This is a genomic window from Streptomyces sp. SID5469, from assembly GCF_009862865.1.
Classification (GTDB): domain Bacteria; phylum Actinomycetota; class Actinomycetes; order Streptomycetales; family Streptomycetaceae; genus Streptomyces; species Streptomyces avermitilis.
Genome location: NZ_WWIN01000001.1, coordinates 6859464 through 6873217 on the forward strand (window position 1 = coordinate 6859464; position 13754 = coordinate 6873217).

10 protein-coding genes are annotated in these 13754 nt (G+C 71.5%); 5 read left to right on the plus strand and 5 right to left on the minus strand.

Features of this window, described 5'->3' with window-relative positions:
• Nucleotides 1-39: 39 nt before the first annotated feature.
• Entirely contained in the window at nucleotides 40-732 is a 693-nt protein-coding gene (locus GTY58_RS29595; protein WP_010987074.1) for an ElyC/SanA/YdcF family protein, read from the minus strand.
• Nucleotides 733-1002: 270 nt separating this feature from the next.
• On the opposite strand from GTY58_RS29595, the gene GTY58_RS29600 reads away from it, so the two are divergent.
• The 4 genes from GTY58_RS29600 to dnaG all read left to right on the plus strand — a co-directional run bounded on the left by GTY58_RS29600 (nucleotide 1003) and on the right by dnaG (nucleotide 6895).
• Nucleotides 1003-1830, plus strand: a complete 828-nt coding sequence (locus GTY58_RS29600) for a sirohydrochlorin chelatase (protein ID WP_042493701.1) — start codon at nucleotides 1003-1005, stop codon at nucleotides 1828-1830.
• A 49-nt stretch (nucleotides 1831-1879) separates the two neighbouring features.
• On the plus strand, nucleotides 1880-3232 hold the full coding sequence (locus GTY58_RS29605; protein ID WP_010987076.1) for a deoxyguanosinetriphosphate triphosphohydrolase: 1353 nt from the start codon (nucleotides 1880-1882) through the stop codon (nucleotides 3230-3232).
• Between the two features lie 154 nt (nucleotides 3233-3386).
• On the plus strand, nucleotides 3387-4652 hold the full coding sequence (locus GTY58_RS29610; protein WP_010987077.1) for an FAD-dependent oxidoreductase: 1266 nt from the start codon (nucleotides 3387-3389) through the stop codon (nucleotides 4650-4652).
• Between the two features lie 344 nt (nucleotides 4653-4996).
• Nucleotides 4997-6895, plus strand: a complete 1899-nt coding sequence (gene dnaG, locus GTY58_RS29615; protein ID WP_010987078.1) for a DNA primase — start codon at nucleotides 4997-4999, stop codon at nucleotides 6893-6895.
• Nucleotides 6896-6907: 12 nt separating this feature from the next.
• Here dnaG and GTY58_RS29620 read toward each other — a convergent pair whose 3' ends face one another.
• Both GTY58_RS29620 and GTY58_RS29625 read right to left on the minus strand, forming a co-directional pair.
• Nucleotides 6908-7906 carry a nucleotidyl transferase AbiEii/AbiGii toxin family protein gene (locus GTY58_RS29620; RefSeq protein ID WP_010987079.1) on the minus strand — a complete coding sequence of 333 codons (999 nt, stop codon included), beginning with the start codon at nucleotides 7904-7906 and terminating at the stop codon, nucleotides 6908-6910.
• Nucleotides 7903-8583, minus strand: a complete 681-nt coding sequence (locus GTY58_RS29625) for a hypothetical protein (RefSeq protein WP_078234539.1) — start codon at nucleotides 8581-8583, stop codon at nucleotides 7903-7905. Before GTY58_RS29625 ends, GTY58_RS29620 begins: the two co-directional genes overlap by 4 nt.
• Before the next feature lie 138 nt (nucleotides 8584-8721).
• Here GTY58_RS29625 and GTY58_RS29630 point away from each other — a divergent pair, with 138 nt between their 5' ends.
• Nucleotides 8722-10053: an RNA polymerase sigma factor gene (locus tag GTY58_RS29630; protein WP_037645481.1), complete on the plus strand. Its 1332-nt coding sequence runs from the start codon at nucleotides 8722-8724 to the stop codon at nucleotides 10051-10053.
• A gap of 39 nt (nucleotides 10054-10092) precedes the next feature.
• On the opposite strand, the gene GTY58_RS29635 is transcribed toward GTY58_RS29630, so the two are convergent.
• Nucleotides 10093-12021, minus strand: a complete 1929-nt coding sequence (locus GTY58_RS29635; RefSeq protein WP_010987082.1) for an ABC transporter ATP-binding protein — start codon at nucleotides 12019-12021, stop codon at nucleotides 10093-10095.
• Nucleotides 12021-13754, minus strand: coding sequence for an ABC transporter ATP-binding protein (locus GTY58_RS29640; protein ID WP_010987083.1), 1734 nt, complete (start codon nucleotides 13752-13754; stop codon nucleotides 12021-12023). Before GTY58_RS29640 ends, GTY58_RS29635 begins: the two co-directional genes overlap by 1 nt.

A 13754-nucleotide genomic window follows, 5' to 3' on the forward strand; every position in this document is an offset into this window, starting at 1 on the left:
CGGGGTCCGTGACGGTACGACCCGACTCCCGACTCGACGTCACCGGTCGGCGGCCAGCGCCTCGCCCACCCCTGGTTCCTTCGGCCCGAGGAACCGGGGATCCGGCTTGAACACCGCGTCCAGGGCGGCCTTGCCCGCCGCGAAGATCTCCCGGGTGCCCCCGTAGTACCAAGTGGCGTCGTGCTTGGCGTCGACGCCGATGCCGTACGAGTCGACCCCCGCCGCCTGGCACAGCGCGACCGCGCGACGGATGTGGAAGCCCTGGCTGATCAGGACCGCGTGGTTCACGCCGAAGATCTTCTTGGCGCGTACGCAGGAGTCCCAGGTGTCGAAACCGGCGTAGTCGCTGACGATGCGGCCGTCGGGGACACCGTGCCGCGTCAGGTACGTGCGCATCGCGTCCGGCTCGTCGTAGTCCTCGCGGCTGTTGTCGCCGGTGACGAGGACGACCTCGATGCGGCCCGCCCGGTACAGCTTCGCCGCCGCGTCGAGCCGGTGCGCGAGGTACGGCGACGGCTCGCCCGCCCACAGGCCCGCGCCGAAGACGACCGCCACCTCGGTGCGCGGCGCGTCCTCGGTCGTGCGCAGCCGGTCGCCCGCCACCGCGAACATCCAGGTGGCGGGGAGCAGCGCGAGCACGCACCCGAGCATCACGACCTGTACGGCCCGGCGCCGCCCGGCACGGGTGCGTGGCAGGCGCGGTCTGCGAATTCCCAGGCGCGGCAGGCCCATCGAAGGTGTCCCCCCAGGTCGACGGTGTCGGCAGTGGAGACGCGGCGAACGGTGATCCGGTTCGTGGCCGGGGCCGAGGTGCTCCTCACACCGTGGGCGCCGCCCGCGTGAAGCACCGGCAAACACCCGTTATCGCCGCGCAACGGCCCGGCAACCTCGTACCGTCAGGATCGGTCCATGACGGCGTCGAACCCTTCTCGCGACGAGTCCTCGTTCCGCCCCGGCGGTCGGCCGCCACGGGCCGTTCCCCTCGACAGTACGGCGCAACTCATGAACGCGATCAGCAGTCAGCTCGGCAGTCAGCTCAGTCTCGTCTCGCTCAACGGTGCCCGTCGGCCGGCGCCGCCCGCGCTCGTCCTCGTGGGCCACGGCAGCCGCGACCCGCGCGCCCTCAGCACCGTCCGCACCCTGATCGACCGGGTCCGCGAACTGCGCCCGCACCTGCCCGTGCACCTGGGCCACATCGAGCTGAACGAGCCCCTGCTGCCCGACACGCTCGCGGCTCTTCAGGACGACAGCCGGGCAGTCCTCGTACCGCTGCTGCTCAGCCGGGGCTACCACGTCAAGCAGGACATCCCCGACGCCGCGGCCGCCGCCACCCGGGTGCGCACCCATGTCGCCGCCCCGCTCGGCCCGCACCCCCTCCTCGTGGAGACCCTGCACGCCCGTCTGACCGAGGCCGGCTGGCGCACGCGGATGAGCGACTCGGCCCGCCGGGCGAGCGCTGTCGTACTCGCCGCCGCCGGGTCCCGCGACCCGGAGTCGGCCGTCGACACCCGCCGTATCGCCCAGCTCCTCGCCGAACGCCTCGGCGTTCCCGTCGTCCCCGCCTACGCCTCCGCGGCCGCGCCCACGGTGCCCGCCGCCCTGCGCGCCCTCGCCGCCCGCGGCCGCCACCGGGTCGCCGTCGCCTCGTACTTCACCGCCCCGGGCCGCTTCGCCACGGCGTGCGCCGAGGCCGCGCCCTGGATCGCCGCCGCCCCGCTCGGAGCCCACCCGGCGATGGCCCGCCTCGTCCTGCACCGCTACGACCAGACCCTCGCCGCCACCGGATCCGCCACCGGCCCCGCGTCCGTGCCGGCCCTGGCCACGGCCTGAAACGGACGCTGACGTCCCGATTGTCACTGCCTGCGTCTAGTGTCGGGGCATGGAAGGCACCACGCCCGGGACCCCGCAGGCATACGAGGACTACGAGGAAACCGTCTCGTACGAGGACGCCGTCACGCGCGTCGGCTACGACGAGAGCGCTGTCGAGCGCTGGGCCGTGGAGCCCGACAAACGGCCCGGGCGCACCGCCTTCCAGCGTGACCGCGCGCGCGTGCTGCACTCCTCCGCGCTGCGCCGTCTCGCCGGCAAGACCCAGGTCGTCACCCCGGGCACCCGCAGTCGCGCCTGGGACGCCAGCCCGCGCACCCGGCTGACCCACTCCCTGGAGTGCGCCCAGGTCGGCCGGGAGCTGGGCGCCGCCCTCGGCTGCGACCCCGACCTCGTCGAAGCGGCCTGCCTCTCCCACGACCTCGGCCACCCGCCCTTCGGGCACAACGGCGAACAGGCGCTCAACGAATTCGCCGAGGACTGCGGCGGCTTCGAGGGCAACGCGCAGTCTCTGCGGCTGCTGGCCCGCATCGAGCCCAAGCGTTTCGTCCGGTCCGAGGGCTCGGGCGAGCTGGTGAGCGTCGGGCTCAACCTCACCCGCGCCGCCCTCGACGCCGCCACCAAGTACCCCTGGCCGCGTCGCGCCCACCCCACGGACCCCACGTCACCGAAGTTCGGGGTCTACGAGGACGACCGCCCCGTCTTCGACTGGATCCGCAAGGGCGCCCCCGGCCACCGCACCTGCTTCGAGGCCCAGGTCATGGACTGGGCCGACGACGTGGCGTACTCGGTGCACGACGTCGAGGACGGCCTGCACGCCGGCCACATCGACCCCAACTGTCTGCACGCCGAGCCCGAGCGGCAGGCGGTCTTCGCCGTCGCCATCGGCCGGTACGTGCCCGCCGACACCGACCCCGCCGAGCTGGCCGAGGCCCTCGACCGGCTCCTCGACCAGGAGTGGTGGCCGCACGGCTACGACGGGTCGGCCGTCGCCCAGGCCCGGCTGAAGGACGCCACCAGCCAGCTCATCGGCCGCTTCTGCCTGGCGGCGGAGGGCGCGACCCGGGCGGCGTACGGCAGCGGCCGCCTGACGAGATACGCGGCCGAACTCGTCGTACCGCGCGCGGCCCGTCTGGAGTGCGCGGTCCTCAAGGCGGTCGCCGACTGGTACGTCATGCAGCGCGCCGAACAGGAGCGGCTCCGCGCCGATCAGCGTGTCGTCGTCGCCGAGCTGGCCGAGGCGCTCACCGCCCGCGCGCCGGAGGGGCTCGACCCGCAGTTCTGGGCGCTGTTCGACGAGGCGGCGGACGACCGGGCACGCAAGCGGGTGATAGTCGACCAGATCGCCTCACTGACCGACGTCGCGGCACGGTCGCTGCACGCGAGGCTCACGGGGCATCTGTGACCTGGGGGACCCCAGGAGGTCTCTGGGTGCTCCTGCCGCCGTGAAATCGGTGTCAGTGTGACCCAGCGTGGCCTGATCGGGCCACTCCCTCTTCCCCCATCACGCTGCGTGCGGGACGCTCGCATGTGGCGACATCCTTACGAGGAGGAATCAAGTGGTCGACGCGGATCAGACATTCGTCATCGTCGGAGGAGGTCTGGCCGGCGCGAAGGCGGCCGAGACGCTCCGCGCGGAGGGGTTCACCGGGCGGGTGATACTGATCTGTGACGAGCGTGACCACCCGTACGAGCGCCCACCGCTGTCCAAGGGGTATCTGCTCGGCAAGGAGGAGCGCGACAGCGTCTTCGTCCACGAACCCGCCTGGTACGCGCGGAACGACATCGAGCTGCACCTCGGCCAGACCGTCGACGCGGTCGACCGCGCCGCGAAGACGGTCCGCTTCGGCGACGACGGCACCCTGGTGCACTACGACAAGCTGCTCCTCGCCACCGGCGCCGAGCCCCGCCGCCTCGACATCCCGGGCACGGACCTCGCCGGGGTCCACCATCTGCGACGCCTCGCCCACGCCGAGCGGCTCAAGGGCGTCCTCGCCGCCCTCGGCCGGGACAACGGGCACCTCGTCATCGCGGGCGCCGGCTGGATCGGCCTGGAGGTCGCGGCGGCGGCCCGCGAGTACGGCGCGGAGGTCACCGTCGTCGAGCACGGGCCGACCCCGCTGCACGGCGTTCTCGGCCCCGAGCTGGGCCAGGTCTTCGCCGAGCTGCACCGTGAACACGGCGTCCGCTTCCACTTCGGCGTCCGGCTGACCGAGATCGTCGGGCAGGACGGCATGGTGCTGGCCGCGCGTACGGACGACGGCGAGGAGCACCCGGCGCACGACGTGCTCGCCGCGATCGGCGCCGCCCCGCGCACCGGTCTCGCCGAGGCCGCGGGCCTGACGCTCGCCGACCGCGCCCACGGCGGCGGTATCGCGGTCGACGGGCGGCTGCGCACCTCCGACCCCGACATCTACGCCGCCGGCGACGTCGCCGCCTTCCACCACCCCCTCTTCGACACCCGGCTGCGCGTCGAACACTGGGCCAACGCGCTCAACGGCGGGCCGGCGGCGGCGCGCGCGATGCTCGGCCGCGACCTCACGTACGACCGGATGCCGTACTTCTTCTCCGACCAGTACGACCTGGGGATGGAGTACTCGGGCTGGGCACCCCCGGGGACGTACGACCAGGTGGTGATCCGCGGGGACGCGGGCAAGCGGCAGTTCATCGCGTTCTGGGTGAAGGAGGGGCGGGTGCTGGCCGGGATGAACGTGAATGTGTGGGACGTCACGGAGCCGATCCAGGCCCTGATCCGCTCCGGAACCCCGGTGGACACGGAGGCCCTGGCAAACCCGCACGTCCCACTGGAGACCCTGACCCCCTGACACAGGACCGCGCCCTGGGAACCCGTCGCGCCCTGGGGTCCGGGCCCCGGCCGCGTCGCGGAGACCCCGGCCGCGACGCGGAGCGGAGACCCCGACTGCGCCCCGGAGCCGGCGGTCCGCCTCCGTGCTGTGGTTCCCCGGGGGCGGCGCGTCCGACGGTGGCTGTGCGGCGAGCAGCGCCTGGGACCCCCCGGCGTGGAGGTCGTCGTGTCCCCGAGCCGCGGTCCGCCTCCGTCCTGTGATTCTGGGGGGCGGCGCGTCCGACAGCCGCTGCGCGGTGGGCCGCCCCCGGTCGGGAGGGCCGTCGCGTCAGGAGTGTCGGTGCGCCCCCGTAGAATTCACGCGTGGCAGGACGGATCAACGACGAGGACGTGAAGGCGGTTCGGGACGCGGTCCCGATCGACGCCGTCGTCTCCGAGTACCTCCAGCTGCGGAACGCGGGCGGCGGCAACCTGAAGGGCCTGTGCCCGTTCCACGACGAGAAGTCACCGTCCTTCCAGGTCAGCCCGAGCAAGGGACTCTTCCACTGCTTCGGCTGCCAGGAGGGCGGCGACACCATCACGTTCGTGATGAAGGTCGACCACCTCACCTTCTCGGAGGTGGTCGAGCGCCTCGCCGCCCAGGCCGGCATCACCCTGCGCTACGAGGAGGGCGGATACAACCCCTCCCACCAGCGCGGCGAGCGCATCCGCCTGGTCGAGGCCCACAAGATCGCCGCCCAGTTCTACATCGAGCAGCTCGACACCGGCTCCGAGGCCGACACGGGCCGCAAGTTCCTCGCCGAGCGCGGCTTCGACCAGGCCGCCGCCGCACACTTCGGCGTCGGCTACAGCCCCCAGGGCTGGGACCACCTCACCCGCTATCTCCGCGGCAAGGGCTTCACCGACAAGGAGCTGCTCCTCTCCGGCCTCTCCCAGGAAGGCCGCCGCGGCCCCATCGACCGCTTCCGCGGCCGGCTGATGTGGCCGATCCGCGACATCGGCGGCGACGTGGTCGGCTTCGGCGCGAGAAAGCTGTACGAGTCCGACAACGGACCCAAGTACCTCAACACCCCCGACACCGCGATCTACCGGAAGTCCCAGGTCCTCTACGGCATCGACCTCGCCAAGAAGGACATCGCCAAGGTCAGCCGGGCGGTCGTGGTCGAGGGCTACACGGACGTCATGGCCTGCCACCTGGCCGGCGTCACCACCGCGATCGCCACCTGCGGCACGGCCTTCGGCACCGACCACATCAAGATCCTCCGCCGGCTGCTGATGGACAACGGCAGCGCACGCGTGATCTTCACCTTCGACGGCGACGCGGCGGGCCAGAAGGCCGCCCTGCGCGCCTTCGAGGACGACCAGAAGTTCGCCGCCGAGACCTACATCGCCATCGCACCCGACGGCATGGACCCCTGCGAGCTGCGCCTCGCGAAGGGCGACGAGGCGGTCGCCGACCTGGTCGAACCCCGTACGCCGCTCTTCGAGTTCGCGCTGCGCCAGATCGTCGCGCGCTACGACCTGGAGACCCCGGCGGGCCGCGCCGCCGCACTGGACGAGTCGGCGCCGATCGTGGCCCGCATCAAGAACAGCGGCGCCCAGCACGAGGTCGCCGTCCAGCTCGCGGGCATGCTCGGCATCCTCGACACCCAGTTCGTGGTCAAGCGGGTCAGCCAGCTGGCGCGTTGGGCGCGCGACCGGGGCGGCAAGGGCCCCGCCCCCGCCCAGCAGCGCCCCCAGCAGTCGTACGCGGCCGTCCAGGTCCCCTCGGGCCCCGCCCTGCACCTCCGCAACCCCGTCTACGCCACCGAGCGCGAGCTGCTCAAACTCGCCCTCCAGCGCCCGGAGCTGGTCTCCCCGGCCTTCGACGCGTACGGGATCGACGAGTTCACCGCCCCGCAGTACGCGGCCGTACGGGAGGCGATCATCGAGGCGGGCGGCGCGGAGTACGGCGTCCAGGACCCGCAGGAGTACCTGGTCCGCGTCCGTGAGGTCGCGCCGGACGACACGGTGCGCGCCATGGTCACGGAGCTGGCCGTCGAGGCGATCATGCGCCGGACGGTCGACGAGGCGTACGCGGGCGACCAGCTGGTCACCGTGCGCCGCCGCGCGGTGGAGCGGCGCGTGCGCGAGGTCCAGGGCAGCCTGGCCCGCCTGAGCGCGGGCGGCGACCCCGCCCAGCTGGCCGCCGTGCAGAACGAGTTGTGGGTGCTCCAGCAGTACGACCAGGCGCTGCGCGAGCGAGGCGCCCAGGCGCTCTGACCGGGCCCGGCCTCAGACCTCCGGCCGCCCGTCGAACGTCGGCGCCACGGCCCGCACCAGCCGGTCCGCGAAGAGCTGCTCGTCGTCGGTGAACTGCGGATACTCCTTGACGAAGTGGTTCCACTCGACGTACCCGACCGCCTCCACCACGTCCTCCAGGAGGATCTTCTCGCGGAACGGGTAGGGCCACTCGCCCGAGAGCCGGAACACCTCGTGCAGCAGCTCGTACGGGAGCGGATGCCGCTCGGCCAGGAGGACGGCGTCGTACAGGTCCTTGCCCTGCGCGTACATGTCGTTGATCACCCACATGAGCTTCCAGGCCAGCGACAGCGCGGGCGTCGCCGCCTGCACGATCGCGCCGCCGGGCAGCTCCACCGGCTCGGCCGGCTCCGGCAGCCGCTCGTTGAAGACGAAGTCGAGCTGGACATGGCCGCCGGGCAGCCCCGGCGTGGACCAGGGCAGGACCATACGGCGGCCCGGCACCCGCTCATAGGTCCAGATGTCCTCCACCACCGCCCCCCGCGCCGAGATCCCCAGACGCGGCCCGCGCTCCGCGGCCAGCTCCTCGGCAGCCGCCGCGATCCCTTCGAGCATCCGGTCCGTGCGGCCGTCGCCGATCTTCCATGTGTGCGGTACGACGACGAAGTCCAGGTCGCCGGGCTCGCGAGCGGCGTCGCCGAACCACGCCGACATCAGCACGCTGCCGCGCAGCACCAGCGCGTCGACCCAGGCCGAGTCGGCGATCGCGGCCAGGACGAGCTCCAGGGCCCGGCGTCGCGCGGCCCGCCAGGCGTCGCCCCTGGTCGGGTCGGTGAAACCGGGGTCGGTCGCCCGGTAGGCGTTCTCGTACTGCTTCAGGGCCGGGTCGAAGACCGGGCGCTGCGTCACCTCGTCCGCGACCACCGGGCGCAGCGTCCGGGGCAGCTTCGCCGCCTCGCGGGTGGCGTCGTCCAACGGCACCCGCGGCAACTCACCGCTCGCCCAGCCGAAGCCCCGCCACGTCCCGCTCATCCCCGCACCTCCTGCGGTACCGCTGTCGCTGCCCCTGTTGCTGCCGCTGCCGCTGCCGCCGTCCACCGGCCGCCGACTTCCTCGATCCACCCGTCGTCGACGGAGACATCACTGTCGAAGAGCACGAACTCCCGCTCCACATCGACCACTTCAAGCCCGTCCAGCTCCCGGAGCAACCGCTCCAGCGCCCGCCCGGCCCCCTCCGCGTCCACGCCCCGGCACCGCTGTGTCACGAACCGCTCGTGCCACCCGCCGCCGTGCGCCCGCCGGGCGTTCCACGACAGATGCGCGCCGTGCGGGACGACCCGCGCCGCGAGCGCGCCGAGGTCGCTGCCGGCCGCCAGCAGCAGCTTCACATGATGCTCGAAGTACCGTTCCCCGCCGCACGGTTCGCGGGGCACCTCGGGCGCCCACGGCGTCGACTCGATCTTGACGCGGACGGGTTCGAAGCCGTCCGCCCGCAGCCGCGCCGTCACTTCGTCCGCCCGCGCGGATTCGTCGGCGTACGACGGGGAACCCGTCAGGGTGAGCATGGGCTGCGAGGGCATCCGGCCCCGCGCCAGCACGATGTGCGTCAGCTTGAGACCGGCCGCGGCCGCCCAGCGGCTGAGCCGTCCGGACTCGGCGGCGCCGTCGCAGCGGACGGTCACGTGGGTTTCGTAGCGGGAACCGGGCACCTGGGGATCGTGCCAGATCAGGGCACGAACAAGCACTCGGGTTTCCCCCGAGGGTCAGCACGTGGTCACGGAACGGACGCAAAAAGTCACCGCACGCCCCTCGTGGCGGCGATGTGTCGTACTCCACACTGGGTTCCGGTGCCTGAGTCCTCGGAGCGCGGCCGGCCCGCCCACAGCGGGTCCCACACCCCCGCGGTTCCGCTCAACGACTACGGGATGGTCGGCGGTGAGGCCGTCGACCCCATCCCCGACGTACCGCTGCCGCATCTCCCAGCAGCGACATTCCTGGAGGTCGCCCCCGTGCAGACCCAGACCCTCGCCCAGACCGACATCAGTGCCGAAAACGCGGAGCCGGACGCGGAGACCGACGTCATCGCGGCGGTACCCGCGCAGAGCCGGGCCGCGCACCACCCCGAGACGGAGACGGAGCCCACGGCCCCGCCCGAGCCGGACGAGCCGCCGGCCGGCGCGGTGGAGAGCGTCGACGTCGTGGAGACGGTCGAGCTCGTCGAGGCACCGGAGCCGCCCGCGCCGCGCGCCCGCAGCAACGACACCGGTGGCCCTTCCTCCGACCTGTTCCGCCAGTACCTGCGCGAGATCGGCCGCATCCCGCTGCTCACGGCCGCCGAGGAGGTCGAGCTCGCCCGCCGCGTCGAGGCCGGCCTGTTCGCCGAGGAGAAGCTGAGCAGCACCCCCGATCTCGACTCCCAACTCGGCCTGGATCTCGACAAGCTGGTCGTCATGGGCCGGATGGCCAAGCGCCGTCTGATCGAGGCCAACCTGCGGCTCGTCGTCTCCGTCGCCAAGCGGTACGTGGGCCGCGGCCTGACCATGCTCGACCTCGTCCAGGAGGGAAACCTGGGCCTGATCAGGGCAGTCGAGAAGTTCGACTACGCGCGCGGCTACAAGTTCTCGACGTACGCGACCTGGTGGATCCGCCAGGCCATGTCCCGCGCCCTCGCCGACCAGGCCCGCACCATCCGGGTCCCCGTCCATGTCGTCGAGCTGATCAACCGCGTGGTCCGCGTCCAGCGCCGCATGCTCCAGGAACGGGGCTACGAGCCGACCCCGGAAGAGGTCGCCGCCCACCTCGACCTGCCGGGCGAACGCGTCAGCGAGGTACTGCGCCTCGCCCAGGAACCGGTGTCGTTGCACGCCCCGGTGGGCGAGGAGGACGACGTGGCCCTCGGCGACCTGATCGAGGACGGCGATGCCACGTCACCCGTGGAGTCGGCCGCGTTCCTGCTGCTCAGGGAGCATCTGGACGCGGTCCTGTCGACGCTCGGCGAGCGGGAGCGGAAGGTCGTCCAGCTCCGCTACGGGCTGGCCGACGGCCGCCCCCGCACACTGGAGGAGATCGGGCGCATCTTCGGCGTCACGCGTGAACGCATCCGCCAGATCGAGTCGAAGACCCTGAACAAACTCCGCGACCACGCGTTCGCGGACCAGCTGCGGGGCTACCTGGACTGAAAGGGGGCCGCCGTGCGGCGGCCCCCTCGGCCCAGGAGGTCAGTCCACCTCGGCCACGGCCTGCGCGAACTGCGCCTGGTACAGCCGCGCGTACGCCCCGTCCGCGGCGAGCAGTTCGGCATGCGCCCCCTGCTCGACGATGGACCCGTTCTCCATCACCAGGATCGTGTCGGCGTCCCGGATCGTCGACAGCCGGTGCGCGATCACGAACGACGTACGGCCGTGTGCGAGCTTCGCCATCGCCTTCTGGATGAGCACCTCGGTACGGGTGTCGACCGAGCTGGTGGCCTCGTCCAGGACCAGGATCACCGGGTCGGACAGGAACGCCCGGGCGATCGTGATGAGCTGCTTCTCACCCGCGCTCACCCCGGACCCCTCGTCGTCGATCACGGTGTCGTAGCCGTCCGGCAGCGTACGGATGAACCGGTCGGCGTGCGCGGCGCGCGCCGCCTCCTCGATCTCCCCGCGGGTGACGTCACGCGCGGCGCCGTACGCGATGTTGTCCGCGATGGTGCCGCCGAACAGCCAGGTGTCCTGGAGCACCATCCCGATCCCGGCCCGCAGTTCGTCCCGCGACATCTTCGCGACGTCGACCCCGTCGAGCGTGATCCGCCCGCCGCTGACCTCGTAGAACCGCATGAGGAGATTGACCAGCGTGGTCTTGCCGGCGCCGGTGGGACCGACGATCGCGACCGTGTGCCCCGGCTCCACCTTCAGCGACAGGTCCTCGATCAGCGGCTTCTCGGGGTCGTACCGGAACGAAACGTTCTCCAGCGCGACCCGGCCCCGCAGCTCCTTCGGACGCACGCCCGGCACCGGGTCGGCCTGCTGCTCGTCCGCGTCGAGCAGTTCGAAGATCCGCTCGGCGGAGGCGACGCCCGACTGGACCAGGTTGGCCATCGACGCGACCTGCGTGAGCGGCATCGAGAACTGCCGCGAGTACTGGACGAACGCCTGCACATCACCGATCGACAGCGAGCCGGACGCGACCCGCAGGCCACCGACCACGGCCACCAGCACATAGTTCAGGTTCGACACGAACATCATCAGCGGCTGCATGACCCCGCTGTTGAACTGCGCCTTGAAACCGGCCTCGTACAGCTTCTCGTTCTCCTCGGCGAACTGCGCCGCCGACTCCTCCTGCCGCCCGAACACCTTCACCAGCGTGTGGCCGGTGTACATCTCCTCGATGTGGGCGTTGAGCTTGCCGGTGGTGCGCCACTGCTGCACGAAGTGCGGCTGCGACCGCTTACCGACGCGGGTGGCGACGAAGAAGGAGAGCGGCACGGTGACCAGCGCCACGAGTGCCAGCAGCCACGACACCCAGAACATCATCGCCAGCACGCCGACGATCGTGAGCAGCGAGTTGATGAGCTGACCCATCGACTGCTGGAGCGTCTGCCCGATGTTGTCGATGTCGTTGGTCGCCCGGCTCAGCACCTCGCCGCGCTGCCGCTTGTCGAAGTACGACAGCGGCAGCCGCGACAGCTTCGACTGCAGGTCCTCGCGCATGCGGTAGACGGTCTTGTTGACGGCCCGGTTCACCAGCCGGGTGGCGACCGCCATCAGCAGGCCGGCCACCAGGAACGTACAGAGCGCGAGCAGCAGTACGTTGCCGACGGCGGTGAAGTCGATGCCCTTGCCCGGGGTGAAGTCCGTCCCCGAGAGCATGTCGGCGACGCCGCCCTCGCCCCGCTCGCGCATGGACTGAAGGACCTGCTCCTTGGTGGCCCCGGCGGGCATCTGCCGCCCGATGATCCCCGCGAAGACCAGGTCGGTCGCCCTGCCGAGGATCTTCGGTCCGACCACCGAGAGCCCCACGCTCACGACCACGGCGACCAGCATCCCCGCCATGGTCGCGCGCTCGGGCTTGAACTGGGAGAGGAGCCGTTTGCCCGACCCCTTGAAGTCCATCGAGTGCTGATCAGGGCCGCCCCCGGCCATCATCCGCCCCATCGGCCCTGCCATCAGGCAGCCTCCGCTTCCGTCAGCTGGGAGAGCACGATCTCCCGGTAGGTCTCGTTGCCCGCCATCAGCTCGTGGTGGCGGCCGGTGCCGACGACGCGGCCCTCGTCGAGGACCACGATCCGGTCGGCGTCCCGGATGGTCGACACGCGCTGGGCGACGATCACGACGGTCGCCTCGGCGGTCTCGCGCGCGAGCGCCGCCCGCAGGGCCGCGTCGGTCGCGTAGTCGAGCGCGGAGAACGAGTCGTCGAAGAGGTAGATCTCCGGGCGCTGCACCAGGGTGCGGGCGATCGCGAGCCGCTGCCGCTGACCGCCCGACACATTCGTGCCGCCCTGCGCGACGGGGGAGTCGAGGCCGTTGTCCAGCCGCTCCACGAAGTCCTTGGCCTGCGCCACCTCCAGCGCGTGCCACAGCTCCTCGTCGGTCGCGTCCGGGTTCCCGTACCGCAGGTTCGTGGCGACGGTGCCCGCGAAGAGATACGGCTTCTGCGGTACGAGGCCGACGGTCCTGGCGAGCAGCTTCGGCTCGAGGGTCGTCACATCCACACCATCGACGAGCACGGCGCCGTCGGTGGCGTCGAACAGCCGGGGGACCAGCCCCAGCAGCGTGGACTTGCCACTGCCGGTCGACCCGATGACGGCGGTCACCTCGCCGGGCCGCGCCGTCAGCTCGATGGCCTTGAGCACCGGCTCCTCGGCACCCGGGTAGCGGAACCCGGCACCCCGGATCTCCAGGTACCCGTGCCGCCGCAGCTCGACGACGGGCGCGGTCGGGGGAACGACACTGCTGGAGGTGTCGAGGACCTCCTGGATGCGCTCGGCGCAGACCTCCGCGCGCGGCACCATCATGAACATGAAGGTGGCCATCATCACGGACATCACGATCTGCATCAGATAGGCGAGGAACGCGGTCAGGTCGCCGATCTGCATGCCGCCGCTGTCGATGCGGTGCGCACCGAACCAGACCACGGCGATCGACGACACGTTCACCACCGTCATGACGATGGGGAACATCAGCGCGAGCATGCGCCCGGTGCCCAGGGACACCTCGGTGAGGTCGGTGTTCGCGCCCCGGAAGCGGTCCTTCTCGTAGTCGTCGCGGACGAAGGCGCGGATGACACGGTTGCCGGTGATCTGCTCGCGCAGCACCCGGTTCACGGTGTCGAGCCGCTCCTGCATGGTCCGGAACAGCGGGCGCAGCCGGCGCACGATCAGCGTCACGGAGATGCCGAGCACCGGCACCACGGCGACCAGCACCCCGGACAGCGGCACATCCAGACCGAGCGCCATGACGATGCCGCCCACACACATGATCGGCGCGGAGACCATCAGGGTGAACGTCATCAGGGCGAGCATCTGCACCTGCTGCACGTCGTTCGTCGTGCGGGTGATCAGCGAGGGCGCCCCGAAGTGGCCCACCTCACGCGCGGAGAACGACTGCACCCGGTCGAAGACGCTGCCCCGGATGTCGCGGCCGACCGCCGAGGCCGTACGGGCGCCGTAGTAGACGGCGCCGATGTTGCAGATGACCTGGACCAGCGAGACGCCGATCATCAGTCCGCCGAAGGCGAGGATGTAGCCCGTGTCCCCCTCCACGACACCGTTGTCGATGATGTCCGCGTTCAGGGTGGGCAGATACAGGGTGGCGCAGGTCTGCAGGAACTGCAGCAGCACCAGCACGGCTATGGGTTTCTGGTACGGACTGAGGTAGGTACGAAGCAATCGTATGAGCAC

What these genes read in the sequence shown, in the direction of transcription:
- GTY58_RS29595 (WP_010987074.1), bottom strand. Translation starts at nt 732, where the DNA reads ATGGGCCTGCCGCGCCTGGGAATTCGCAGACCGCGCCTGCCACGCACC.
- GTY58_RS29600 (WP_042493701.1), top strand. Translation starts at nt 1,003, where the DNA reads ATGAACGCGATCAGCAGTCAGCTCGGCAGTCAGCTCAGTCTCGTCTCG.
- GTY58_RS29605 (WP_010987076.1), top strand. Translation starts at nt 1,880, where the DNA reads ATGGAAGGCACCACGCCCGGGACCCCGCAGGCATACGAGGACTACGAG.
- GTY58_RS29620 (WP_010987079.1), bottom strand. Translation starts at nt 7,906, where the DNA reads ATGAGCGGGACGTGGCGGGGCTTCGGCTGGGCGAGCGGTGAGTTGCCG.
- GTY58_RS29635 (WP_010987082.1), bottom strand. Translation starts at nt 12,021, where the DNA reads ATGGCAGGGCCGATGGGGCGGATGATGGCCGGGGGCGGCCCTGATCAG.